The sequence below is a fragment of the Micromonospora acroterricola genome (assembly GCF_003172955.1).
In the GTDB taxonomy this organism is placed as follows: domain Bacteria; phylum Actinomycetota; class Actinomycetes; order Mycobacteriales; family Micromonosporaceae; genus Micromonospora; species Micromonospora acroterricola.
On record NZ_QGKR01000173.1, the window covers coordinates 1 to 24,275 of the forward strand.

Annotated in this window: 22 protein-coding genes; 18 read left to right on the plus strand and 4 right to left on the minus strand. The window is 71.6% G+C overall.

Annotated elements, in window-relative coordinates:
* Window positions 1–239 precede the first annotated feature (239 nt).
* The 7 genes from DKT68_RS11195 to DKT68_RS11225 all read left to right on the plus strand — a co-directional run bounded on the left by DKT68_RS11195 (window position 240) and on the right by DKT68_RS11225 (window position 9,027).
* A complete protein-coding gene (locus tag DKT68_RS11195) occupies window positions 240–1,484 on the plus strand; it encodes a PP2C family protein-serine/threonine phosphatase (protein ID WP_236646838.1) in 1,245 nt (414 codons plus the stop codon).
* Window positions 1,481–3,232, plus strand: a complete 1,752-nt coding sequence (locus DKT68_RS11200; protein WP_109817351.1) for a sensor histidine kinase — start codon at window positions 1,481–1,483, stop codon at window positions 3,230–3,232. The genes DKT68_RS11195 and DKT68_RS11200 overlap by 4 nt, the downstream gene beginning before the upstream one ends.
* Window positions 3,229–3,681 carry a response regulator gene (locus tag DKT68_RS11205; RefSeq protein WP_109817352.1) on the plus strand — a complete coding sequence of 151 codons (453 nt, stop codon included), beginning with the start codon at window positions 3,229–3,231 and terminating at the stop codon, window positions 3,679–3,681. Before DKT68_RS11200 ends, DKT68_RS11205 begins: the two co-directional genes overlap by 4 nt.
* Complete coding sequence (locus DKT68_RS11210; protein ID WP_109817353.1) at window positions 3,674–4,483, plus strand: inositol monophosphatase family protein; 810 nt, start codon at window positions 3,674–3,676, stop codon at window positions 4,481–4,483. Before DKT68_RS11205 ends, DKT68_RS11210 begins: the two co-directional genes overlap by 8 nt.
* 195 nt (window positions 4,484–4,678) lie before the next feature.
* Window positions 4,679–5,695: a coiled-coil domain-containing protein gene (locus tag DKT68_RS11215; protein WP_109817369.1), complete on the plus strand. Its 1,017-nt coding sequence runs from the start codon at window positions 4,679–4,681 to the stop codon at window positions 5,693–5,695.
* A gap of 36 nt (window positions 5,696–5,731) precedes the next feature.
* Window positions 5,732–7,294, plus strand: a complete 1,563-nt coding sequence (locus DKT68_RS11220; protein ID WP_236646839.1) for a fused MFS/spermidine synthase — start codon at window positions 5,732–5,734, stop codon at window positions 7,292–7,294.
* Window positions 7,295–7,365: 71 nt separating this feature from the next.
* A complete protein-coding gene (locus DKT68_RS11225; RefSeq protein ID WP_109817355.1) occupies window positions 7,366–9,027 on the plus strand; it encodes a serine/threonine-protein kinase in 1,662 nt (553 codons plus the stop codon).
* Window positions 9,028–9,074: 47 nt separating this feature from the next.
* Here the strand turns inward: DKT68_RS11225 and DKT68_RS11230 are convergent, their stop codons facing one another.
* Together DKT68_RS11230 and DKT68_RS11235 are read right to left on the minus strand one after the other, a co-directional pair.
* On the minus strand, window positions 9,075–9,743 hold the full coding sequence (locus DKT68_RS11230) for a potassium channel family protein (RefSeq protein ID WP_269089846.1): 669 nt from the start codon (window positions 9,741–9,743) through the stop codon (window positions 9,075–9,077).
* Window positions 9,744–9,760: 17 nt separating this feature from the next.
* A complete protein-coding gene (locus DKT68_RS11235; protein WP_109817356.1) occupies window positions 9,761–11,095 on the minus strand; it encodes a TrkH family potassium uptake protein in 1,335 nt (444 codons plus the stop codon).
* A 140-nt stretch (window positions 11,096–11,235) separates the two neighbouring features.
* On the opposite strand from DKT68_RS11235, the gene DKT68_RS11240 reads away from it, so the two are divergent.
* Both DKT68_RS11240 and DKT68_RS11245 read left to right on the plus strand, forming a co-directional pair.
* Complete coding sequence (locus DKT68_RS11240; RefSeq protein WP_109817357.1) at window positions 11,236–12,357, plus strand: glycerophosphodiester phosphodiesterase; 1,122 nt, start codon at window positions 11,236–11,238, stop codon at window positions 12,355–12,357.
* Between the two features lie 418 nt (window positions 12,358–12,775).
* Complete coding sequence (locus DKT68_RS11245; RefSeq protein WP_109817358.1) at window positions 12,776–13,531, plus strand: DUF5131 family protein; 756 nt, start codon at window positions 12,776–12,778, stop codon at window positions 13,529–13,531.
* Between the two features lie 35 nt (window positions 13,532–13,566).
* Here the strand turns inward: DKT68_RS11245 and tcmP are convergent, their stop codons facing one another.
* Together tcmP and DKT68_RS11255 are read right to left on the minus strand one after the other, a co-directional pair.
* Window positions 13,567–14,727 carry a three-Cys-motif partner protein TcmP gene (tcmP, locus tag DKT68_RS11250; RefSeq protein WP_109817359.1) on the minus strand — a complete coding sequence of 387 codons (1,161 nt, stop codon included), beginning with the start codon at window positions 14,725–14,727 and terminating at the stop codon, window positions 13,567–13,569.
* Between the two features lie 177 nt (window positions 14,728–14,904).
* Window positions 14,905–15,171, minus strand: coding sequence for a GntR family transcriptional regulator (locus tag DKT68_RS11255; protein WP_236646840.1), 267 nt, complete (start codon window positions 15,169–15,171; stop codon window positions 14,905–14,907).
* Window positions 15,172–15,432: 261 nt separating this feature from the next.
* Between DKT68_RS11255 and DKT68_RS11260 the strand changes: the two genes are divergently transcribed.
* From DKT68_RS11260 to DKT68_RS11300, 9 genes are all read left to right on the plus strand, one after another.
* Window positions 15,433–15,672: a hypothetical protein gene (locus tag DKT68_RS11260; RefSeq protein WP_109817372.1), complete on the plus strand. Its 240-nt coding sequence runs from the start codon at window positions 15,433–15,435 to the stop codon at window positions 15,670–15,672.
* A gap of 226 nt (window positions 15,673–15,898) precedes the next feature.
* Complete coding sequence (locus DKT68_RS11265; RefSeq protein ID WP_109817360.1) at window positions 15,899–17,104, plus strand: substrate-binding domain-containing protein; 1,206 nt, start codon at window positions 15,899–15,901, stop codon at window positions 17,102–17,104.
* Window positions 17,105–17,107: 3 nt separating this feature from the next.
* A complete protein-coding gene (locus tag DKT68_RS11270; protein WP_109817361.1) occupies window positions 17,108–17,851 on the plus strand; it encodes an ABC transporter ATP-binding protein in 744 nt (247 codons plus the stop codon).
* Window positions 17,852–17,906: 55 nt separating this feature from the next.
* Window positions 17,907–18,689 carry an ABC transporter ATP-binding protein gene (locus DKT68_RS11275; RefSeq protein WP_109817362.1) on the plus strand — a complete coding sequence of 261 codons (783 nt, stop codon included), beginning with the start codon at window positions 17,907–17,909 and terminating at the stop codon, window positions 18,687–18,689.
* The gene (locus DKT68_RS11280; RefSeq protein ID WP_109817363.1) at window positions 18,689–19,579 is read left to right on the plus strand and encodes a branched-chain amino acid ABC transporter permease; all 891 of its coding nucleotides are present in this window, start codon (window positions 18,689–18,691) and stop codon (window positions 19,577–19,579) included. The genes DKT68_RS11275 and DKT68_RS11280 overlap by 1 nt, the downstream gene beginning before the upstream one ends.
* On the plus strand, window positions 19,576–20,685 hold the full coding sequence (locus tag DKT68_RS11285; protein WP_109817364.1) for a branched-chain amino acid ABC transporter permease: 1,110 nt from the start codon (window positions 19,576–19,578) through the stop codon (window positions 20,683–20,685). Before DKT68_RS11280 ends, DKT68_RS11285 begins: the two co-directional genes overlap by 4 nt.
* Window positions 20,686–20,797: 112 nt before the next feature.
* Window positions 20,798–22,945 (plus strand): RecQ family ATP-dependent DNA helicase, encoded by a 2,148-nt coding sequence (locus DKT68_RS11290; protein WP_109817365.1) that lies wholly within the window; start codon window positions 20,798–20,800, stop codon window positions 22,943–22,945.
* A 178-nt stretch (window positions 22,946–23,123) separates the two neighbouring features.
* A complete protein-coding gene (locus DKT68_RS11295) occupies window positions 23,124–23,354 on the plus strand; it encodes a heavy-metal-associated domain-containing protein (RefSeq protein ID WP_109817366.1) in 231 nt (76 codons plus the stop codon).
* Window positions 23,347–24,273, plus strand: coding sequence for a hypothetical protein (locus DKT68_RS11300; protein WP_109817367.1), 927 nt, complete (start codon window positions 23,347–23,349; stop codon window positions 24,271–24,273). Before DKT68_RS11295 ends, DKT68_RS11300 begins: the two co-directional genes overlap by 8 nt.
* Window positions 24,274–24,275: the final 2 nt, after the last annotated feature.

Below are 24,275 nucleotides of genomic sequence, written 5' to 3' on the forward strand. Positions count from 1 at the left end.
CTCGGGGGGTGGTCGGGCCTGGGGTGGCATCATCCTGCCTCCCGACGGCCCGGGGCGGGACGGCCGACCGGGCGGAGCGTCACCGCCCTGCCCGGTTTGTCCTTCGGCGGGCAGTGATCCTGCCCATCCCCCGGCCGTGCCACGGCCATCGTGTTGTGTGCGACCGTTGTCTAATACAGGATCAGCAGGGCACTCGGAAGGAGCCCGACATCACCAGCGATCTCCCGCGTCTCGCGGCGGTGACCCGGCCGCACCGGGGAGCCGGCCTGGCCGGTTCCCCCGTCGTGCCGTACCCGCACGGCGGCCTGGCGCGGCACGCCAACCTGCCGCCCGGCGAGCGGTTGCGGGTGTTGCTGGTGGAGGACGACGAAGGCGATGCCTTCCTGGTCGGCGAGCTGCTCGCCGAGACGAACTCGATGATCGAGCTGCTGGTCGCCACCAGCCTCAGCGAGGCGCGCCAGCGGATGACCGACGTCGACTGCGTCCTGCTCGACCTCGGCCTGCCGGACGCGCAGGGGCTCGACGGGCTGCGCCAGGTGCTGGAGATGTCCAGCGGTGCCGCGGTCTGTGTGCTGACCGGCCGCTCGGACGAGCACCTGGGCATCGTGGCGGTCGCCGAGGGCGCGCAGGACTACCTGGTCAAGGGGCAGGTGGACGGGGTGCTGCTGACCCGGGCCCTGCGCTACGCGGTGGAGCGCAAGCGCGCCGACGTGAACGCCCGTCGGCTGCGCGAGGTCGAGCTGCGTCAGGCCGAGTCGGCTCGACTCGAACGCGGCCTGCTGCCCCAGCCGCTGATGTCGACCGACCAGGTGGCGGTGCACACCTTCTACCGGCCGGGCCGGCACGCCGCGCTGATCGGCGGGGACTTCTTCGACGTGGTGCAGACCCGCCCGGACCGCCTCGACCTGATCGTCGGGGACGTCTGCGGTCACGGCGTGGACGAGGCCGCGCTCGGCGTGGAGCTGCGGGTGGCCTGGCGGGCACTGGTGCTGGCCGGGGTGCCTGACGACGAGGTGCTGCCCGCGCTGGAGCAGGTGCTCATGAGCGAGCGCCGTCTCCAGGAGATCTTCGCGACCGTCGCCACCACCCGACTGGACCTGGACGCCAACCGGGCCACCGTCCGGCTCGCCGGGCACCCGCCGCCGCTGCTGCTCGCGGGCGGCCGGGTGGCCCCGGTGCCCGCGCCCGGTGGCCTGCTGCTCGGCGTACGACCCCGCCGGTCGATCGCCTACGACCTGGAGTTCGACACCGATGACTGGTCCCTGCTGATGTACACCGACGGCCTGATCGAGGGACGGGTGGGCGCGGGCAACGAGCGCCTCGACGTGCCGGGCCTCAGCGGGCTGCTCGACGAGCCGGCCAACCGCGACGTGTCGCTGCCCGACCTGCCGGCCTGGCTGGTCGGCCGGGCCGAGCAGATCAACGGTGGCCCGCTCGCCGACGACGTGGCCATGCTGCTGGTCAGCCGGGGCGGTGGCCGGTGAGGGCGGTGGCCGGCGGCTGGAGTCTGCGCCGCCGGGTCATCACCCTGCTCACCGTCGTGGGCGTGCTGCTGATCGGCCTGGCCGGCGCCGAGGCGGCCATGGCGGCCCGCAACCGCACCCAGATCGACGCGATCCTGAACAAGACCGGCCCGCTGCGGGTGCAGGCGCAGGAACTGCTCAACGCGGTGCTCGACCAGGAGACGGCGGTCCGCGGCTACGCGGTCAGCGGCGATCCGGACGACCTGGACCCGTACCAGTCGGGGCTCGACCAGGAGAAGAAGCTCGTCGTCGCCATGCGGGCGCTGCTGGACGACTACCCGCAGATCCACCAGGAGCTGCTGGTGGTCGAGGAGCGCACCGAGCAGTGGCGGCAGGCGGTGGCCGTACCGGTGATCACCACCACCGAGCAGAGCGGCACCAGCGCGGGCCAGGCATTGGTCACCGAGCAGGCCCGGCAGCAGTTCAACGAGGTCCGGTCGGTGATCGACGACCTCCAGCGGGAGATCATGACGGCCCGGGAGCAGTCCGCGGACGATGTGCGCAGCAGCAGCAACGTGCTGGTCGTGCTGCTGATCGTCGCCGCGCTGGTCGTGGTCGTCGCCGGCGCTGTGCTGCTGCTCTCGCTGGACCGGATGGTGATCCGGCCGCTGATCGGCCTGGCAGACCAGGTCCGCGAGGTCGCCGAGGGCGACTACCAGCACGGCATCGCGACCACCGGTCCACCGGAGTTCGTCCAGCTCGGCGCGGACGTCGACGCGATGCGCCAGAAGATCGCCGCCGACCTGGCCGAGGTGCGGGAGGCCCGTGAGCGCATCGAGTGGGTCAACAGCCAGCTCCAGAAGCAGGCCGAGGAGCTGACCCGCTCCAACCGCGACCTGGAGCAGTTCGCGTACGTGGCCTCGCACGACCTCCAGGAGCCGCTGCGCAAGGTGGCCAGCTTCTGCCAGCTGTTGCAGCGCCGCTACGCCGGCCAGCTCGACGAGCGGGCCGACCAGTACATCGCCTTCGCGGTGGACGGGGCGCAGCGGATGCAGCGACTGATCAACGACCTGCTGGCGTTCTCCCGGATCGGCCGGCTGACCACCGGCTTCACCGAGGTCGACCTCAACAAGGTGATGGGCGACGTGGCCGGTCAGACCGAGGCCGCCCGGCAGTACGCCGACGCCGAGCTGACCTGGACCGAGCTGCCGGTGATCCGGGGCGAGGAGCCACTGCTCACCAACCTGCTGGCCAACCTGGTCAGCAACTCGATCAAGTTCCGCCGTCCGGACGTGCCGTCGAGGGTGCACGTCTCGGCGCGGCTGGTCGGCGCCGAGTGGGAGATCAGCTGCGAGGACAACGGCATCGGGATCGAGCCGGAGTTCGCCGACAAGATCTTCGTGATCTTCCAGCGGCTGCACTCGAAGGACGCTTACCCGGGCACCGGCATCGGCCTGGCCATCGCCAAGAAGATCGTGGAATACCACGGTGGCCGCGTCTGGGTGGACACGGACGTGTCGGAGGGCACCACCATCCGGTTCACCCTGCCAGCGCTGCCCGAGGACGTCGAGGCGGCCGCCGCGGCTGCCGTCGAGTCCCCGGAGGAGCCGCAAACGCCCGCGGTGGGCGACGAGACGGGCGACGGCACGTCTCCGGACGGGGCGTCGGCGACGCCGCCGGAGCAGTCCGCGGGGGCGGACCGGCGGGACCGGGCCGATGACTCCCCGGAAAGCGGTAGAACGGGTGACATGAGGGAGACGGTGGGATGACCGCGCCGGCGGACGGCAAGAGCCCGATCGAGGTCCTGCTCGTGGAGGACGACCCGGGTGACGTGTTGATGACGCAGGAGGCGTTCGAGGAGCACAAGCTGCGCAACCGGCTGACCGTCGTGTCCGACGGCGCCGAGGCGCTCGCCTACCTGCGGCGCGAGGGCCAGTACGTCGACGCGGTGGCGCCCGACCTGATCCTGCTCGACCTCAACCTGCCCCGCCGGGACGGCCGGGAGGTGCTGGAGGAGATCAAGAAGGACGAGGACCTGCGCCGGATCCCGGTCGTGGTGCTCACCACCTCGCAGGCCGACGAGGACATCCTGCGCAGCTACCAACTGCACGCCAACGCCTACGTGACCAAGCCGGTGGACTTCGAGCGCTTCATCTCGGTGGTCCGCCAGATCGACGAGTTCTTCGTCAGCGTGGTCAAGCTGCCGCCGCGTGGCTGACACCCTGCTCGACGACGTCGGTGGCCTGCTCCGGGAGGCCGCCGACCAGGTCGTGCTGCCGCTGTTCCGGAAGCTCGACGAGGCCGACGTGTCGGAGAAGGCGCCCGGCGAGGTGGTCACCGTCGCGGACCGCCGGGCCGAGGAGCTGATCTCCGCCGGGCTGCGCCGCCTGCGGCCGGGCTCGCTGGTGGTCGGTGAGGAGGGCGTCGCCGACGATCCGGGGCTCCTGCGGCACCTGCGTGACGGCGGGGACGTCTGGCTGGTCGACCCGGTCGACGGCACCGCCAACTTCGCCGCCGGCCGGCGGCCGTTCGCGCTGATGGTGGCGCTGCTGACCGACGGGCGGCCCACCGCAGGCTGGATCCTCGACCCGCTCGCCGACACCCTCGCCGCCGGTTGGGCCGACGACGGCACCCTGCTCAACGGTCGACCGGTGGGCGGGAACGGTTCCGCGCCGTCGCTGGGCGAGCTGCGTGGGGCCGCGATGACCCGGTTCCTGCCGCCGGAGGCCCGGGACCGGGTGCGCGCCGGCGGCCGGCGGCTCGGTGAGCTGCTGCCCGGCCAGCACTGCGCCGGCCGGGAGTACCTGGACATCCTCACCGGCGAGCAGCAGTTCACCCTCTTCTGGCGCACCCTGCCGTGGGACCACGCCGCGGGCGCCCTGCTGGTGCGCGCCGCCGGTGGCGTCGCCCGCCGGTTCGACGGCGTCGACTACCACCCCGTCGACGAGAGTCGCGGCCTGCTCGTCGCGGCCAACGAGCAGGTCTGGGCCGAGGTGCACGACGCCCTGCTCGGCTCCTGACCCGCGCGCTGGGCGACGGCGCCGGCACGCTGTGTCGACACCCGAGCGCCCGGGCCCTCACGGGGCTGGTCACCGGCCCACGTTCCGGTATCGTGACCGGCGGTCTCCCGCCAGCAGGCCGCCGACCGGCGCCGGCGGGGGACGCCGCCGCCCAGTGGCTCGACGGGGGCCGGCGGTCGACGGAAGGACGCTGTGGTGCCCAGGACCAGGCTCGGCCAGCGGCGCGCTCGCCGCGCACTGCTCGCTCTGCTCGCCGCCGTCGCGCTGGTGCTCGGCGGTGGCGCGGTGCCCGCGTACGCGGAGCCCGGTGAGGGCGGCAGCAAGAAGCTGCAGGACGCGCTGGAGCTGACCGCCAAGGGCCACATCGAGGCGAAGAACAAACTGGACAACTCCAAGCGCCGGCAGACGGCGCTCACCGGCGAGCTGAAGAGCGTCGAGGGCCGGTTGGTCGAGCTCACCGCCCAGGTTGGCGAGGTGGCCGCGCAGTCGTACCGCGCCGGTCGGCTCACCCCGATGTCGATGCTGCTCAACAGCGCCGACCCGCAGGCGTTCCTGCAACGCGCGGCCGACCTCGACCTGATGGCCCAGCGGGACGGCAAGCGGCTACGCACCCTCACCGACGCCCGGCAGCAGGCGCAGCAGGCCAAGCTCGCCATCGACGGGGAGGTCCGCGAGCAGCAGAAGCAGCTCGCCGTGATGGCGAAGAAGAAGAAGGAGGCCGAGGCGGCGCTCGCCGAGGTCAGCTCGGGCAGCAGCAACGGTTTCAGTGGCGGCAGCTCCGCGTCGGCGAAGCCGGCGCCACGCAACTCGGACGGGTCCTGGCCGTCGGAGTCCTGCTCGGTGAAGGACCCGACCACGTCCGGCTGCATCACCCCGCGCACCCTCAACGCGCTCAAGCAGACCCAGGCGGCCGGCTACAAGCGGCACGTCTCCTGCAAACGCGAGGGTGGCGGCGGCGAACACCCGAAGGGGCGGGCCTGCGACTTCGCGGCCGCCACCGACGGCTTCGAGGATCGCAACGCGACCGGCGGCGACAAGGCGTACGGCGACAGCCTGGCCGCCTGGCACGTGCGCAGCGCCGACCGGCTGGGCGTGCTCTACGTGATCTGGTACAGGCAGATCTGGCATCCCGGCACCGGGTGGCGCGCGTACAGCGGCAGCGGTAGTCCGGCCGCGAGCCACACGAACCATGTTCATCTCTCGATGTACTGACCCGAAGGGCCAGCTTCGCTGCGTACCATCGCGACGATGAACACGCCACCGTCCGACGTAGCGGCCCCGCCGGCTTCCTCGGCCCCGTCCGTGCCGGTCACCGGCCGGGCGCTGCCCAACGGCCTGGCCGCCTTCCTGGTCTTCTTCTCCAGCGGCGCCGTGCTGGTGCTGGAGACGGTCGCGCTGCGCCTTGTCGGCCCGTACGTCGGGGTGACCCTCCAGGTGACCAGCTCGGTGATCGGCATCGCGCTGGCCGCGATCGCGTACGGCGCCTGGTCCGGTGGTTGGCTGGCCGACCGGCGTGACCCGCGGGGCCTGCTGGCGCCGGCACTGGTGCTGGCCGGCATCGCCACCGCGGTCACCCTGCCCGTGGTGCGGTACGCCGGTGAGGTGCTGCGCGGCGGCGCCGCCAGCGCGATCCTGCTGCTGGTGGCGCTGGCCGTGTTCGTGCCCGCGGCGCTGTTGGCCGCGGTCACCCCGCTGGTGGTGAAGCTCCAGCTCGCGGACCTGCGCCGGACCGGCCAGGTGGTCGGCCGGCTCTCCGGGATCGGCACCCTGGGCGGCATCACCGCGACCCTGCTCACCGGCTTCGTGCTGGTCGCCGCGCTGCCCAGCACGGTGATCCTGCTCGCGCTGGCGGTGGCGCTCGGGCTGGCCGGCATCGGCCTCGGGTGGTACCTGCGTCGGCAGGCGCGCACCGAGCTGCCCGGTCCCGCCCGGACGCGGGCCGCGCTGGCGGTGCTCGGCCTGGTCGGGGCGGGGCTGACCACCGTGGCGCCGAACCCGTGCGACATCGAGACCGCGTACCACTGCGCCCGGGTGACGTCGGACCCGAACCGGCCCAGCGGTCGGACGCTGCTGCTCAACTCGGCCCAGCACTCGTACGTGGACCTGGCCGACCCGAAGCACCTGGAGTACGCGTACACCAAGTGGATCGGCGCGGTCGCCGACGTGGCCGCGCCGGCCGGGCAGCGGTTGGACGCGCTGCACCTGGGCGGCGGCGGGTTCACCGTGCCGACCTACCTGACCGCCACCCGGCCGGGCACGGACAACGTGGTGTTCGAGATCGACGGCGGGCTTGTCGAGCTGGGCGAGCGGGAGCTGGGCGTACGCCCGGGGCCGGCGCTGCGGGCGGTGGTGGGTGACGCGCGCATGCTGGTCGCCGGGGAGTCGACGGACAGTCGCGACCTGGTGGTCGGCGACGCTTTCGGGCACCTGGTGGTGCCCTGGCACCTGGCCACCCGGGAGATGGCCGCCGAGGTCCGGCGGGTGACCCGTCCCGGCGGGGTGTACGTCCAGAACGTCATCGACTACCCGCCCCTGCGGTTCATCCGCGCCGAGCTGGCCACGGTGGCCGCCGAGTTCGCGCACGTCGCGCTGATCGCCCCGCCGGAGGCGCTCGCCGAGGAGCGGGGCTCCAACTTCCTCATCGTCGCGTCGGACTCGCCGCTGCCGCTGACCGCTGTCCGCGCCCGGCTGGACGAGGTCGACCGCACGGTCAGCGTGCTCTCCGGTGCCGAGCTGACGGATTTCGTCGGCGAGGCACTGGTGCTGACCGACGACTACGCCCCGGTGGACCAACTGCTGGCCACCGCCTGAACGGGTGACATCCCTGACCGATTCCGATACTTCAGGTGTAGCCCGGTCCAGCGTGGGCAACAACGGCCACCATGGGTGGTGGGGACCGGAACGGTGCGCAACTCCTCGATGAGCGGTACCGGCTCGTCGAGCAGCTCGGCGCGGGCGGCATGTCGGTGGTCTGGCGGGGCTACGACGAGGTGCTCGGCCGCCAGGTCGCGGTGAAGGTGCTCGCGTCACGGCTGGCCAGCGACCGGGCCTTCCGGCACCGGATCCGCATCGAGGCGCAGGCCGCCGCGCGGCTCTGCCACCCGAACATCACCAACGTGTACGACTACGGCGAGTCCCGGCAGGTCGGCCTCACCGTGCCGTACGTGGTGATGGAGCTGGTCGACGGCGGTTCACTGGCCAACCGCCTGGGCCGGGATGGGCGACTGCCGTGGCGGGAGGCGGTGACCATCGGCGCGGAGGTCAGCTCGGCGCTGGCCACCGCGCACGCCCGGGGTGTGGTGCACCGCGACGTCACCCCCGGCAACGTGATGCTGACCTCGACCGGGGTCAAGGTGGTCGACTTCGGCATCTCCGCGCTGGTGGGGGAGAGCGAGAAGGGGCCGGACGGCGCGCTGCTGGGCACGCCCGCGTACCTCGCCCCGGAGCGGTTGGACAACGGCCAGGTCTCCCCGGCCACCGACGTGTACGCGGTCGGCCTGCTCCTCTACCGGATGCTCACCGGCCGGCTGCCCTGGCAGGCCAGCACGACCACCCAGATGTTGCGTGCGCACATGTACAACGATCCCGAGCCGATGCCCGAGGTGCCGGGGTTGCCCGACGGGGTGAGCGACCTGGTGCGGCGCTGCCTGGCGAAGCAGCCCGTGGACCGGCCGGCCACCGCCGAACTGGCCCGGACCCTCGCCGACGCGGCCGGAATGCTGGCGGCGGTGCCGGTCTCCCCTGCCGGCGGGCCGATCGACCCGGCCGTGCTGGCCAGTGCGGGGACCACGATCCTGCCCTGGTCGGCGGAGACCGACGCGCTGCCGCTGTCGCGTACCCGCAACCGGATTCGGCGGGCGGCGGCCCGGCGCCGGCGGGTGGAGGCCGGGGCGGCTGCCGCCGGCCTGCTGGCAGTGACGGCGGTGATGTGGGGTTTCACCTCGCGCAGCCCGGCCAGCGGCGAGGGCCAGCCGACGACCGAGGCCCGGATGGGCCTGCCGAATGCGGCGCCGTGCGAGGTGGCGTACGCGCTGCGCACGGACACCGGCAAGAACTTCGCCGCCGAGGTGACCCTGACCAACACCGGCGACCGCGAGCTGCGCGACTGGGCGATGAGCTTCACCTTTCCCGGCCAGCAGACGGTGACGAAGGCGGATCCGGCCCCGGTGCACCAGCAGGGGCGCACGGTGCTGATCCGGCCGGCGGCCCAGCGCACCACCCTGGCGCCCGGCGCGGCGGAGAAACTCACCCTGACCGGGACGTACAGCGGGGCGAACCCGCTTCCGGTGGAGTTCCGGCTCGGCGACTCGACCTGCGGGGTACGGGTCTCCGGGGTGGCCGGCAGCACGCCGTCCACCGCCCCGGCGTCCACCGTCCCGCCGCCGAGCAAGGCGGCGACGACGAAGGCGCCGCCCAAGGCGGCGACGGTCCGCAGCGGCGCGGGTGGGTCCGGCACGGGCAGCGCGTCGACGACGAAGGCGACCAAGCCGGAGAAGCCCGGCAAGGGCAAGGGGTCGGGTGGTCAGGGAAAAGCGGGAAAGTAGGTAGAGGGGAGGGGAAGGGGCACGGCGGCGGGAAGAAGTGAGGCGGCTCAGCTGAGCCCCGCGAACCGTTGCACCTGGTCGATCCCGCCCTCCACAACGAGCACCCCACCCTTGGCGAGGCGGGTGCTGTCCGAGGCGTACCGGAAGGGTTCGCCCGGCACCTTGGCGCCGATCACCCGCACCCCGTAGCGATCGTCCGGGCGCAGGTCGAGCAGGGTACGCCCGACCAGGGACTCCGGCACGCGGACGCTGGCGATCGCGAAGTCGTCGTCGAACTCGACGAAGTCGAGCACCCGGCTGACGATCAGATGTGCCACCCTCTCGCCCGTCTCCGCCTCGGGGAAGATCACGTGATGCGCGCCCACCGACGAGAGGATCCTGGCGTGCTTCTGGGAGGTCGCCCGGGCCCAGATCTGCGGCATGCCCAGCTCGGTCAGCGCCAGCACGGTGAGCACGCTCGCCTCCAGCGACGCGCCGATGGCCACCACCACCCGGCCGAAGCTGGTGACGTCGAGCTGCCGCAGCGCCCCCTCCTCGGTCGAGTCGGCCTGGACCACCCGGTCGAGTTGGGCCGACCAGCGCTGCACCTTCTCCGGGTCGCGGTCGATGGCCAGCACCTCGCGGCCCATCCGGGTCAGCGACCCGGCCAGGTGGCAACCGAACCGACCCAGCCCGATCACCACGATGCCACCGCTGTCCGCTCGTCCAGCCGACACCTCACCCCTCCTCGCGACTAGCCGACAATGGGTTGTTCCTGGGGATAGCGGTAGAGCCGACGCCGGGTATTCAGGGCGATCGCCGACCCGAGGGTGAGCGGACCGACCCGGCCGATGAACATCAGCACGGTCAGGATCAGTTGGCCGCTGGCCGGCAGCGTGCCGGCCAGCCCGACGGACAGGCCGGTGGTGCTGAACGCGGACGTGACCTCGAACAGGGCCGCGACGAAACGGACGCCCTCGGTGAGCAGCAGCAGGGCCATCGTTCCGGCCGCGACCAGCGCGACGCTGAGCAGGGCCACGGTGATGGCCTGCCGCTGGCTGGCGGTCGCCACCCGGCGGTGCCCGACCGTCACGTCGGGCTCGCCGCGCAGCTCCGCCCAGATGGTGAACGCCAGCAGGAAGAACGTGGAGACCTTGATCCCGCCGGCCGTGCTGGCGCTGCCGCCGCCGATGAACATCAGCACGATCAGCAGCGGGTAGCTCTCCTCCTGGAGCGCGGTGACGTCCAGGACGCTGAAGCCGCCGGTGCGGCTCAGCGCGATCTGGGTGAACGACGCGAGCACCTTGCCGCCGACGTCGTACGTACCGATGGTGCTGACGTTGGTCCACTCGGCGGCGAGCAGGCCGGCGAAGCCGAACAGCAGCAGCGCGACACTGCCCCAGATGGTGAGCTTGGTGGCCACGGCCCAGCCCGCCGGCTCGCGCCACTCCCGGACCGCCTCGAACAGGGCGGGAAACCCGAGCCCACCGACGATCGCGCCGAACGCCAGCGGCAGCGACACCCACGGGTCCCGGTCGAACGCCAGCAAGCCCTCGGAGTAGAGCGCGAAGCCACCATTGTTGAACGCCTGGATGGCGTGGAAGACGCCCGACCAGAGGGCCCGCCCCGGCGGGTAGTCGTAGGTCAACCAGAGCCGGCCGGCGACCAGCGCGGTCATCACCGCCTCGCAGGCGAAGACCGTCACCGCGATCCGCCGCAGCAGCCGACCCACGTCGCCGATGCCGAACTCCGCCGTCTCGGCCTGCACCAGCAGCCGGTTGCGCAGCCCGAGCTGCCGGGAGACCACCAGGATGACCAGCGCCGCGACGGTGAGGATGCCGAGGCCGCCGAGCTGGGTGAGCAGGGTGATCACCACGAGGCCCCACCCGGACCAGTAGTTGGGGGTGTCGGTGACCGCCATACCGGTGACCGACACGGCCGAGGTGGCGGTGAAGAGTGCGGTGACCAGGGGCGGGCGCTGGTGGTCGACGGTCGCCCAGCGCGCCATCAGCAGACCGGTGCCGAGCAGGATCGGCACCAGGAACCCGAACGGCACCAGCCGCACAGGGTTGCGGAAAAACCGGCGCACCAGACAATCTTCCTTTTCCGCCTGGGATCTGGAGCGCGAACGCGCATTCCGGAGATTCATCTGCCGGCCAGGCATCGACCAACTCCCGGTCAATCCGGGACGGTCTGCTGGAGCCGTTCCCTCGACGACAGGAGACGGCGTTGCGACGTACCCTCTCGACCCTCGGCGTGGCGGGCGTACTGCTCGCCGCCGCCGTGGCCGTACCGACCATGGCCGCCGCCGGCCCGGCGGCCCAGGCGGACCGCTCCCGGGCCAACGACCGCCCGATCGTGATCGGTCACCGCGGCGCCAGCGGCTACCGGCCGGAGCACACCCTGGAGGCGTACCGGCTGGCGATCCGGATGGGTGCCGACTACGTCGAGCCGGACCTGGTGTCCACCTCCGACGGGGTGCTGGTCGCCCGGCACGAGAACGAGATCTCGGGTACCACCGACGTGTCGGCGCACCCGGAGTACGCGGCCCGCAAGGCGACGAAGACCATCGACGGCGTCGCGGTGACCGGCTGGTTCACCGAGGACTTCACCCTCGCTGAGCTGAGGACGCTGCGGGCCAAGGAGCGGCTGCCGCAGGTCCGGGTGGCGAACACGGCGTTCGACGGCCGCTTCGAGGTGCCCACCCTCCAGGAGGTCATCGACCTGGCGCGGGCCGAGGGGCGGGCACGGGGCCGCACCATCGGCATCTACCCGGAGACCAAGCACCCGAGCTACTTCGCCTCCATCGGCCTGCCCCTGGAGGAGCCGCTGGTCCGGACGCTCCGGCACAACAAGCTGGACCGTAGGAACTCGCCGGTCTTCATCCAGTCGTTCGAGACGGCCAACCTGCGCAAGCTCAACCGGATGATCGACGTCAAGCTGGCCCAGCTGCTCGACGCCACCGGCCGCCCGTACGACTTCACCGTCGCCGGTGACACCCGCAGCTACCAGGACCTGGCCAAGCCGGCCGGGTTGAAGTGGATCGCCGCGTACGCCGACGGCATCGGCGCGAACAAGAACCTGATCGTGCCGCGGGACGCCGCCGGCGCGCTGCTCGCCCCCACCAGCGTGGTGCGCGACGCCCACCGGGAGCGGCTGCTCGTGCACTCCTGGACGTTCCGCGCCGAGAACCAGTTCCTGCCGGTGGACTTCCGGATCGGCACCGACCCGAACGCGCGCGGCGACATCACCGCGGAGTACGAACTCTTCCTCGGCCTGGGCCTGGACGGCGTCTTCACCGACCACCCGGACACCGCCGTCGCCGCCCGCGCCGGTCTCGGCGGGAACTGACCGCTTCCGCGCCTCGGCGGGGAACCTGCCCCGCCGAGCCGACCTCGGCCCGGAGCTGATCCGCTCCGGGCCGACCGCCGGGCCGATCACGCCCGGCCCACCCGCTGGCCCGCCCTCCGTCATCCGGACTGCGGGCCAGCGGCGTTTCGCGTCGCGTCGCGTCGACGCGCATGGCCGCGGCGAAGGCACGATCGCGCTCGATAGAGGAAGTGGTGGTGTCACAAGGCCGCCAAGGCCACTACATCAATGATCGGGCGCGATCTTGGGAGGGTGAGGTGGGCCCAGCGGCTGCGTGCCTCCGCGACGCACGGTTGGCTGCCTCGTAAGCGCAGAACCTGACGGGCCGACACGCCGCGCAACCCTTCCCATGCGTACGGTTGTTCGACAGTATTGTCGCGTCGAGTGGAAGGAGCGCCGCATGGCGGATAAAAGCGCCATCGAGTGGACGGAAGCAACCTGGAATCCCACTACAGGTTGTGACCGCATCTCGTCGGGGTGCGACAACTGCTATGCGATGACTCTCGCGAAGCGCCTGAAGGCCATGGGCTCGGCCAAGTATCAGACCGATGGCGACCCCCGCACCTCTGGGCCGGGATTCGGGGTTGCGATCCACCCTGACGCCCTCGATATCCCGCGACGCTGGCGTGATCCCCGAACAGTCTTCGTCAACTCGATGTCTGACCTGTTCCACGCGAGGGTTCCTCTCACGTACGTGCAGCAGGTCTTCGACGTTATGCGTGAGACGCCGCGTCACACCTTCCAAGTGCTGACGAAGCGCGCATCTCGGCTCGCCAAGGTTGCTCATGATGTGGACTGGCCGGCAAATGTCTGGATGGGGGTGAGCGTCGAAGACGACAGCCAGAGATCTCGGATCGACTTCCTTCGGCAGGTGCCGGCGGCCGTTCGCTTCATCTCGGCCGAGCCGCTGCTCGGCCCGTTGCCGCAGCTCGACCTCGCTGGGATGGACTGGTTAATCGCGGGGGGCGAGTCGGGTCAGGGCTGTCGCCCGATGGATGGCTCCTGGGTCGCGGACCTGCGCGACCAATGCGATCGGGCAGGGACTGCCTTCTTCTTCAAGCAGTGGGGTGGCCGCACACCCAAGGCCGGTGGGCGCCTACTCGATGGTCGCACCTGGGATGAGATGCCGACGCCTCGCCTGCCCGCTGCCGCCTAATTGCAGCCGGTCGGCCTTCGTCGCGGTCCCACCTCTCAGAGTTGCCGGATGGGATCCTTCCAGAAGTCCCCGACGCCGCTGTGGTCGATCAGACCCTGACGGTGCAACGACTTGACCGCGTACCGCGCATGACGCGTCCACGCCTGGCCAAGGACTCCCCGATAGACCTCGGGCACCCGCTCCGCCAACTGGACCGGGTTCGATTCCGCAAGCAGCCGGACGATGTTCCGCTCAACAACTTGCGCCACCCGCGGTAGGGCGCTGTTCACATGTGCCGGCCGATCGAAGGGAAGCGACCCAAACAGGGTGTCCTGGCTCATCTGGCTCTTGTAGCGGGCTTCCTCTAAGTCCACGCCAGCTTGCCCCACGGCGTCGGCGAAGTGCCAAGCGCCCTCCGTGTGTCTCGTGAACAGCATCAGGACATACTTCGGCGAGAGCTCCGGGCGCGGTCGGACCGGCATAGTGATCGCGCTATAGCTCGTTCCCGTGGTCAACCGTTTCTCGTACTCTGCGCCCACTTTGAGAGCTACCTCGGTCGCGGTCTCCTCATCGCCATCACCGTTGACCTGGGCAAAGTGGTCCTGCCACCAGTCATCGCCGAGAAATCTCGTGAGGTGGTCGGCCGTCTTCTGCTCAGCAGGAGGCAGCCGGTCACCCCGGGAGTGCGCAACTTGAACCGCTCGTCCCATCCTCGCGATAGCAGAGATGCTGAAGTGAAGTAGAACCTCCGTCGGCGGCGAAGGGGGTCGACCGAGCAGCCCTGAGCGCACGAGACCGAAGTCAAGCGCAAGGCCAAACGGATCGAGGAAGGCAAAGAGTGAAGCCTGACGAGCAACCGAGAGGACCTCTGGCAGATGATCTGCCACGTCGCCCTGCCGGAGAATGCGCCTCGTTGAGCCTCCGCGCTGCTCCAGAACCCGCTGCAGGTTCGCGAAGTGGGAAGGATTTTTCTCCACGAAGAAGAGCAAGACGCTCCGAAAGCTCCTGACCGTGTCGGCACACCGGGACAGAAGCAGCGGCGATCCTTCCTCCCCTTCGTCCTCGTACTCGCCTCGTCCGGCGTAGCCATCGAGGAAGACGACTGGTTTGCCCTGACCGGTCTTGGAAGCGAAGACGACCGGGTAGCGCTTCAGGATGCCGTGCTTGAGCACGGCGGCAGCCTTGCGGGATCGGAAGAAGTCGTCGTTCGCCGACACCGGATCTCCTTCGCATCACCAATAGTGATGTGAAGGTAGCGAAGAGTGCGGCCGATTTTCGTCCTGGTGTTCGCGCAGAACTGCGTCCCGGAGTTCGTCATGCCGTTCACCAGCCGTAACGGCCGACGAGTGGTGGTTCAGGGGCAGGCCGTGTCCTCGATCTGACAGTCGGACGAGTCAATCCCGTGGATGCTCGGCCACGTAGGTGCCGCGGCCGGGCTGGCCGGTAATCAGCTCGCGGTCGTGAAGTAGCGAGAGCGCCCGCGAGGCTGTGTTCATGTGCACGGCATAGGTCTCGGCGAGTTCCCGGGTGGAGGGCAGCTTGTCGCCCGGCTTCAGCTCACCGCTCTTGATCTTCGCGGCAATCTCGTTGGCGATGCGACGATATGGGGCTTCTGCTGTGGGCATGGTGAGGACTCCGGTCGGTTCGGCGTCTTCGATCATGCCGGCCTACACCAGTTACTGCAACAGGCCGTGGTGTCGCTGCTTCGCAGGGTCGACCTACACAAGTATTTGGGGTAGGTTGCTGATGTCCGGCTCCGGTTGGTTCGGCAAACCCTCGGGGTTGCGGGCGTGAGGTGGGCTCCGCGTTCGTACCGCCGACGAGGCTGCGGGCGTGGGGCCGGGCGGTCCGGTGTGCGTCCCCTACCCGCACACCGGACCGCCCTCCAGGCCAACAGGTTGAGAAGGGCGATGGTCGCGCGCATGACCAGGGATCGGTTCGTGGTGCATCTGCCGGTGGTTGCGGCAGACCTGCCGGGCGCGCTGCGGTTCGCGCGAGCGATCACCCGCGCGCTGGGTTTCCTCGCCGACGTGGACCGGGCCGAGACGACGGTGTCCGAGGAGGATGCTCAGTGCGTACGTCATAGGGTCTTCTGCGACAGCCTGCTCGACGGTCGTCGGCGCTGCCCGCGGGCGGCGGCCCACGACGGTCCCTGTGGTTGACCGACCGGGGCAGATGGGGCGAGGCGACACAGACCTCGGCTGGTCCGTGGGGGTTCGGGCCATCGGGAGCGCGGGCTCTCCCGCAGTCACGCGGCCGGTTGTAACCCCCGGCCACCTCATTCCTGTTACTTGTGTGTTTCCGCCACATAGCTCGTGGGTGACGTCACTTCTAGCGTGAGCCGACACGAAGAAGTTCTCTCCCTCCGAGTCCTCATGTGGAGTCGCAATGACGGTCCGGACGACGCGGCGGGTGTTCCTCTCCGCCGCCACGATGATGGCCGCGGCGTTGGCCGCCACGGCCTGTGGCAGCCCGCAGGACACCGCCACCGGCGGCGGCGACAGCGCCGCGCCGGTCAAGGTCGGCCTGGTGTACTCCCAGTCGGGTGCCCTGGCCAGCTACGGAAAGCAGTACATCGAGGGGTTCAAGGCGGGGCTCGACTTCGCCACCCAGGGCACCGGCAAGGTGGGTGACCGGAAGATCGAGCTGACCGAGGTCGACGACGCGGGTGACCCGGCCAAGGCGGTCTCCGCGGCGAAGGACCTTATCGGCAAGGGCACGAAGATCATTGCCGGCTCCACCGCCTCCGGCGTGGCGCTCCAGGTCGCGCCGATCGCGGCGCAGAACAAGGTCCTGTTCATTTCCGGACCGGCCGCGACCGACGCGGTGACCGGGGCGAACAAGTACACCTTCCGCTCCGGCCGGCAGTCGTACCAGGATGTGGTGACCGCCAAGTCGTTCATCGGCGACCCGACGGGCAAGAAGGTCGTGGTCTTCGCCCAGGACGGCGCGTTCGGCGACGCCAACGAGGCGGCCGTCAAGACGGTCATCGGCGGCGCGGGCGCCACCGTGAGCAGCGTGCGGGCCCCGGCCAGCGCCACCGAGTTCACGCCGTTCGCCAGCCAGATCAAGGCGGCCAAGCCGGACCTGCTCTTCGTCGCCTGGGCCGGCACCACCGCCCCGGCCATGTGGCAGAGCCTGGACCAGCAGGGCGTCCTCTCCTCCACCACGGTCGTCACCGGCCTGGACATCCGCGCCTCCTGGCCGACCTTCGGCGCCGCCGGTGCGAAGATCTCGTTCCTGTCGCACTACTTCGACGGCGCCAGCGACACCGAGGCCGCCAAGGCCGCCAAGGCGAAGATCCCGGGCGGCACGCTCGACCTGTTCCACCCGGACGGCTTCGCCGCCGCCCAGATGGTGGTGCGCGCGGTCCAGGAGGGCGGGGACGACGTCGACAAGATGGTCACCGCCCTGGAGGGCTGGAGCTTCGACGGGGTCAAGGGCAAGATGACCATCCGGGCCGCGGACCACGCGCTGCTCCAGCCGATGTTCCAGGCCAAGCTGACCGGCAGCGGCACCGCCTTCACGGCCACCGCGCAGAAGAGCCTCACCGGTGACGAGACCGCGCCACCGGCCGTGGCCATGAAGGGCTGACCCATGCTCGCCACCCGCGGTCTGACCTGGCGGATCGGTGAGGTCGCCATCGTCGACAGCGTCTACATCGACCTGCCGCCCGGGGAGTTCCTGGGCGTGATCGGGCCGAACGGCGCCGGCAAGACCTCACTGTTCAACCTGATCACCGGCCTGCGCCGGGCCACGGAGGGCCGGATCACCCTGGACGGGCAGGACATCGGGGCGCTCCCGCCGCACCGGCGGGCCCGCCTCGGTCTGGGCCGTACCTTCCAGGCGTCCTCGGTCTTCGGCTCGCTCAGCGTGCGGGAGAACGTCCGGCTCGCCGTGCAGGCGCACCGCGGGGGCTCGATGAAGCTGTGGCGGCGGGCGGCGGCCGACCGGGAGGTGGCCGCCGCCGCCGACGCGGCGCTCGACCGGGTCGGCCTCGCCCACCGGGGTACGGCGCTCGCCGGCACCCTGGCACACGGCGAGAAGCGCAAGCTGGAGATCGCCCTGCTGCTCGCCGGGGAACCGCGGGTGATGCTGCTGGACGAACCGATGGCCGGGGTCAGCGCCGAGGACGTGCCCGAGCTGGTGTCGGTGATCAAGTCGTTGACCGGGGACAGCGACCGGGCGGTGCTCATGGTCGAGCATCACATGGACGTCATCCTGGAACTGGCCGACCGGATCGCCGTCATGCACCACGGCGCGCTGTTGGCCTGCGACACCCCGGAGACGGTGATGGCCAATCCCACGGTGCAAGAGGCCTACCTGGGGGAATCGCTGTGAGCGCGAGGAGTGAGCCGGGTTTGCGAGCCCCGCAGTCCCGAACGGAGACAACTCAGTGACCGAGCCGATCCTCAACGTGGAGGAGCTGTCGGTACGGATCTCCGGGCTGCACATCCTCCAGGGCGTGTCCTTCACGGTCGCGCCCACCGGCGTGACCGTGCTGCTCGGCCGCAACGGCGTCGGCAAGACCACCACGCTGCGCGCGATCGTCGGTCTCACCCCGCCCGCCGGGGAGGTGCGCGGCACGATCCGGATGGGGGCGCAGAGCCTGCTGGCCCGCCCCACCCACCGGCTGGTCCGTGGGGGGCTCGGCTACGTGCCGGAGGACCGCTGCGTGTTCGCCGGCCTCACCGTCGCGGAGAACCTGCGGTTGGCCGAGCGGCGTGGCGTCACCCCGGCGTACGACAAGGTCTTCGCGCTCTTCCCGGAGCTGGACCGGCGCGGACGGCAACGGGCCGGCTCGCTCTCCGGCGGGCAGCAGCAGATGCTCGCGATCGGCCGGGTGCTGCTGAACGACAACCGGCTGCTGCTGATCGACGAGCCGACCAAGGGGTTGGCGCCGAAGGTGGTGACCGAGGTGGCCGAGGTGCTGGAACGGGTGGCGGAGTCGGTGCCGGTGCTGCTCGTCGAGCAGAACCTGGCGGTGGTGCGGCGGCTGGCCCGCGACGCGGTGGTGCTGGCCGCCGGGAAGGTCGCCTGGACCGGCGACGCCCGCGAGTTGCTGCTGGAGACCGGCCTGACCAGGTCCCTGCTCGGCGTCGGGTCGGCGGAGGTGGCCGTGCCGAGCGCGGGGAGTGCGCCTGCGATCCCCGCGGTCGCGAGGAAGGACCAGCACTGATGGGCACCGTGATCCTGTTGACGCTGACCGGGCTCGGCCTGGCGGCGCTGTACTTCCTGGTCGCCTCCGGGCTGTCCCTGGTCTTCGGCCTGGCCGACGTGCTCAACTTCGCGCACGGGCTGTTCCTCGGCGTCGGCGCGTACGCCACCTGGTGGGCGGCGGGCAACCTGCCGGGCGCCGGTGGTGACGGGTTCGGCTTCGTGCTCGCGGTCGTCTTCGGGGTGGCCGCCGGCACGCTGGTGGCGGTGCTGGTCGAGCTGGTGCTGATCCGCCCGCTCTACTCCCGCACCATCGAGCAGGTGCTGGTCACCGTCGGCCTGTCGCTGGCCGGTGTGGCGTTGCTCCAGGCCACCTGGGGCGCGGACGCCCGGCCGTTTCCGCGGCCCGACTGGACCCGGCAGGTCACCGGGATCCTCGGGGCGCAGGTGCCCAACGGCGGCCTGCTGCTGATCATCGCCGCGGTGCTGGTGCTCGGCGCGCTGCTGGCCTTCCTGCGCTGGACCCGGTACGGCCTGGTGATCCGGGCCGGGGTGGAGAACCGGGAGATGGTGACGGCGCTGGGCATCGACGTGCGCAAGGCGTTCACCCTCGTCTTCGCGATCGGCGGGGCGGCCGCCGCGCTCGCCGGTGCGCTCGGCGGGGTCTACTTCGGCACCGTCTCGCCCGGGCAGGGCAGCTCGCTGCTGATCTTCGCGTTCATCGTGGTGGTGATCGGCGGGATGGGCTCGGTGGTCGGCTCCGCGTACGCGGCGGTCGTGGTCGGGCTGGTGCAGCAGTTCGTCAACTACTACGGCACGTCCGGGCTGGGCGACATCTGCGTGGTCGGGCTGCTGGCCGTGGTGCTGCTGCTGCGCCCGCAGGGCATCGCCGGAAAGGTGGCAACGGCATGACGAACTCCGTGGTCGACGCGCCCCCGGCGCGGGTACCCGCCGAGTTGACCCCGCAGCGGGGGCGGTGGCACCGGGTACGCCCGTTCCTGCCGCTGGTCGCGCTGGTCGTGTTGGCGATCCTGCCGTACTCGACGATCTCCCTGCCGGGAATCTTCGAGGGGCCGGTCAACTCGCCCGGCACCCTGCAACTGCTCGCCATCTGCCTGATCTTCGGCGGGCTGGCCGCCGGGTACGACCTGCTCTTCGGCCGCACCGGGATGCTGTCCTTCGGGCACGCGCTCTACTTCGCGGCCGGCGTGTACGGCACCGACATCCTGGTGACCCGGGCCGGCCTGCCACTCTGGCAGGCGGCGCTGCTGACCGTCGTCGGCGGCACGATCCTCGCCGCGCTGCTCGGCGCGGTCGCGCTGCGGACCGTGGGCATCGCGTTCGCCATGGTCACGTTGGCCTTCGCCCAGGTCGGGGCGATCCTCGTGGCGCGGGACTTCGGCGGGCTCACCGGCGGCGAGGAGGGCCTGCCGTTGGACGTGTCCGGGCTGCCCGCCGCTCTGGTCGGGGTGACCAACACGGTCAACCTGTACTGGCTGGCGCTGGCGTACCTGGCCCTCGTGGTCTTCGTGGTGCACCGGGTGAGCGGGTCGCCGACCGGCCGGGTGCTCGCGGGGCTGCGTGACGACGAGCGGCGGATCGGGGTGCTCGGGCTCGACCCGTACCGCTACAAGCTGGTGGCGTTCACCCTGGCCGGCGGGTTGGCGTCGGCCGGTGGGGTGGTCTACTGCCTGATCGTCGGTGGGGCGTCACCGCACATCACCTCCTCCGAGCTGACCCTGTCGCTGCTGGTCATGGTGGTGCTGGGCGGGCCGGGCACCCGGTGGGGGCCGGTGCTCGGCGGTGTCCTCTACATGTACCTGGACCACCGGCTCACCGCCTTCGGCACGTCCGACGCGGTCGACTCGCTGCCGGCTGTTCTCAGTCACCCGCTGAGCCAGCCGCTGTTCGTCCTCGGCACGGTCTTCATCCTCGCCGTGTACTTCTTCCCCGGCGGCCTGACGAGCCTCGCCCCCCGCCTGGCCCACCTGCGCCGCACTCTGCGCACCCGCCGCTAACCCCTTCCGACCCGCTGTTGATCAAGAGGTTTCGGTCCGAATCCGGCCGCCGGATGACGACAGCCTCTTGATCAACAGCGGGAACGACGCAGGGCGCTGGTAGAAATGTCGGATGAGCCAGGAACGGGCGGCGGTACGGGAGCGGGCCGAGGCGGTGCTGCGCCGGCTGGCCGGTGAGCACGCCCGGCTGCGCGAGGACCAGTGGCGGGCGATCGAGGCGCTGGTCGTCGACCGGCGGCGGGTGCTCTGCGTTCAGCGCACAGGCTGGGGCAAGTCGGCCGTCTACTTCGTGGCCACCGCGCTGCTGCGCGACACCATCACCGCAAGCGAGCCCGCCGGGCCGACGGTCATCGTGTCGCCGCTGCTGGCGCTGATGCGCAACCAGGTCGAGGCCGCTGCCCGGGCCGGCATCCGGGCCCGCACGATCAACTCGGCCAACCTGGACGAGTGGGACCAGATCACCGCCGAGATTCAGGCCGGCGCGGTGGACGTGCTGCTGATCAGCCCGGAACGGCTGAACAACCCGGACTTCCGGGACGGCGTGCTGCCGAAGCTGGCCGCCACCACCGGGCTGCTCGTGGTCGACGAGGCGCACTGCGTCTCCGACTGGGGGCACGACTTCCGGCCGGACTACCGGCGGCTGCGCACCTTCCTCGGCAACCTGCCCGAGCGCACCCCGGTGCTCGCCACCACCGCCACCGCCAACGCCCGGGTCACCACCGACGTCGCCGAGCAGCTCAGCACGGGCGACGGCAGCGACGCGCTGGTGCTGCGGGGCACCCTGGACCGCGAGTCGCTGCGCCTCGGCGTGCTCGACCTGCCCAGCCCGGCGCACCGCCTGGCCTGGCTCGCCGACCACCTGGACCAGCTCCCCGGCTCCGGCATCGTCTACACGTTGACTGTCGCCGCGGCGGGGGAGACCGCCGAGTTCCTGCGCTCCCGGGGCTACCCGGTGGCCTCGTACACGGGGCAGGTCGAGGACGCCGACCGGCGGGCCGCCGAGCAGGACCTGCTGGACAACAAGATCAAGGCGTTGGTGGCGACCAGCGCGCTCGGCATGGGCTTCGACAAGCCCGACCTGGGCTTCGTGGTCCACCTCGGCGCGCCGCCGTCGCCGATCGCGTACTACCAGCAGGTCGGCCGCGCCGGCCGCGCCGTCGAGCATGCCGAGGTGCTGCTGCTGCCGGGCGCCGAGGACGCCGCCATCTGGCGCTACTTCGCCTCGCTGGCGTTCCCGCCCGAGCACCAGGTCCGGGCCGTGCTGGCCGCCCTGCACACCGACCGCCCGCTCTCCACCCAGGCCCTCGAACCGCTGGTCGACCTCCGCCGGGCCCGGTTGGAGCTGATGCTCAAGGTGCTCGACGTGGACGGCGCTGTCCGCCGAGTGCGCGGTGGCTGGCTCGCCACCGGCGAGCCCTGGGTCTACGACGAGGCCCGGTTGCGCCGCGTCGCCGAGGCGCGCACCGTCGAGCAGCAGGCCATGCGGGAGTACGCGACGACGTCCGGCTGCCGGATGCGGTATCTGCGGGAGTGCCTGGACGACACCGGGGCGGCCGACTGCGGCCGGTGCGACCGGTGCGCGGAGCCCCTCTTCTCCTCGGACGTGTCCACGGCCGCGCTCGCCCCCGCGCAGACGTTCCTGGGCCGGCCCGGCGTGGAGATCGCGCCGAAGAAGCTCTGGCCGACCGGGCTGGACGCCGTGGGCGTACCCCTCAAGGGCCGGATTCCCCCGACCGAGCAGGCGCTGCCGGGGCGTGCCGTCGGCCGCCTCTCCGACCTGGGCTGGGGTGGCCGGCTGCGTGACCTGGTCGGCCCGGAGGCGCCCGACGCGCCGGTGCCCGACGACGTGGCCGGCGCGGTCGTGGAGGTGCTGAAGGCGTGGGCGCACGGCGACGACCCGTGGCCCGGCCGCCCGGTGGCGGTGGTCGCGGTCGGTTCCCGCCGGCGGCCCCGGCTGGTCGGCTCACTGGCCGAGCGGATCGCCGCCGTGGGTCGGCTGCCGCTGCTCGGCGAGGTCGCGCCGAGCGGTCCGGGCGGCCCCGGCGGACCGCGCGGCAACAGCGCCCAGCGGGTACGCGCGCTGCACGAGGCGTTCACCGTGCCGGCCGAGCTGGCCGACGCGCTCGCCGGGCTGACCGGCCCGGTGCTGCTCGTCGACGACCTGGTCGACTCGGGCTGGACGATGACCATGGTGACCCGTGCACTGCGCCGGGCCGGCGCGCCGGACGTGCTCCCGCTCGCCCTCGCCGTGGCCGGGTGAGCTGGCCCGCGCGTTCTCCGCTCCCGCCGACGGGTCGGGCGGTCGTTCCGCTCGCGCCGGTTGACCGGCCGGGTCGGGCTGGTGGCGGAAAAGTTCCCGGGGAGGGCGGATTGCGACCGTCGCCACGCCGTAGTGGCGCCTGCCGGGACCGGCCCGGGGCGACGGTACCGTGGGCGTCATGACCGATCAGCAGCCCGTCACCCGCGCGTACGCCATCTCCGGGATGACCTGCGAGCACTGCGTGCGGGCGGTCACCGACGAGCTGTCCGCGTTGCCCGGCGTGCACCAGGTCCAGGTCGATCTGGCCACCGCCACGGCGACGGTGACCAGCGCCGCGCCGCTGCCCGAGGAGTCGGTGCGAGCGGCCGTCGACGAGGCCGGTTACGCGCTGGACGCCGGCGGTGCCTGAGCAGGTCTCCGCCGCGCCGGACCGGAGCACCCTCCGACTGGCGTTGGTGGTCGGCGGGCTGGTGCTCGCGGTGCTGCTCGGCTTCGGTCTCGGCCGGATGAACGCCGGTGGCACCACCGCCGGCGGTTCCACGCTGGCCGCCGAGCACACCCACCCGCCGGGCAGCGCGCCACACGACCACGGCTCCGCCACGGGCACCGACCAGGGTGGGGGCACCGAACCCGGCGGCCTGTCGGTCAGCGCGGCCGGCTACACCCTTGCCCCGTTGACCACCGAGCTGGCGGCCGGCCGCCCGGGGGAGCTCCGGTTCCAGGTGCGGGACGCACGGCGCCGGCCCGCCACCCGCTTCGCCGTCGTGCACGACAAGCCGATGCACCTCATCGTGGTGCGCCGGGACCTCACCGGGTACCAGCACCTGCACCCGACCATGGCGCCGGACGGCACGTGGTCGGTGCCGCTGACCCTCGCGCAGCCGGGCGTCTGGCGGGCGTACGCCGACTTCACCGTGGTCGCCGACGACGGCAGCCAGACCGCGGTGACCCTCGGCGCGGACCTGGTCGCACCCGGCGGCTACCAGCCCCGGCCGCTTCCCGCGCCGGCCACCTCGACGACGGTGGACGGGTTCACCATCGGCTACCAGGGCAGCCCGCAGGCCGGGGCGACAGTGCCGTTGACCTTCCGGATCGACGCCGCCGGCGGCGCCGCTGCGCTGGAGCGCTACCTCGGGGCGTACGGGCACCTGGTGGCCCTGCGCGAGGGTGACCTCGGCTACCTGCACGTGCACCCGGAACCGGAACTGGTGAACGGCCAGGTCACGTTCTGGCTGACCGCCCCCGGCCCCGGCCGCTACCGCCTCTACCTCGACTTCCAGGTGGCCGGCGCGGTCCACACCGCCGAGTTCACCCTCACCATCCCCTAACC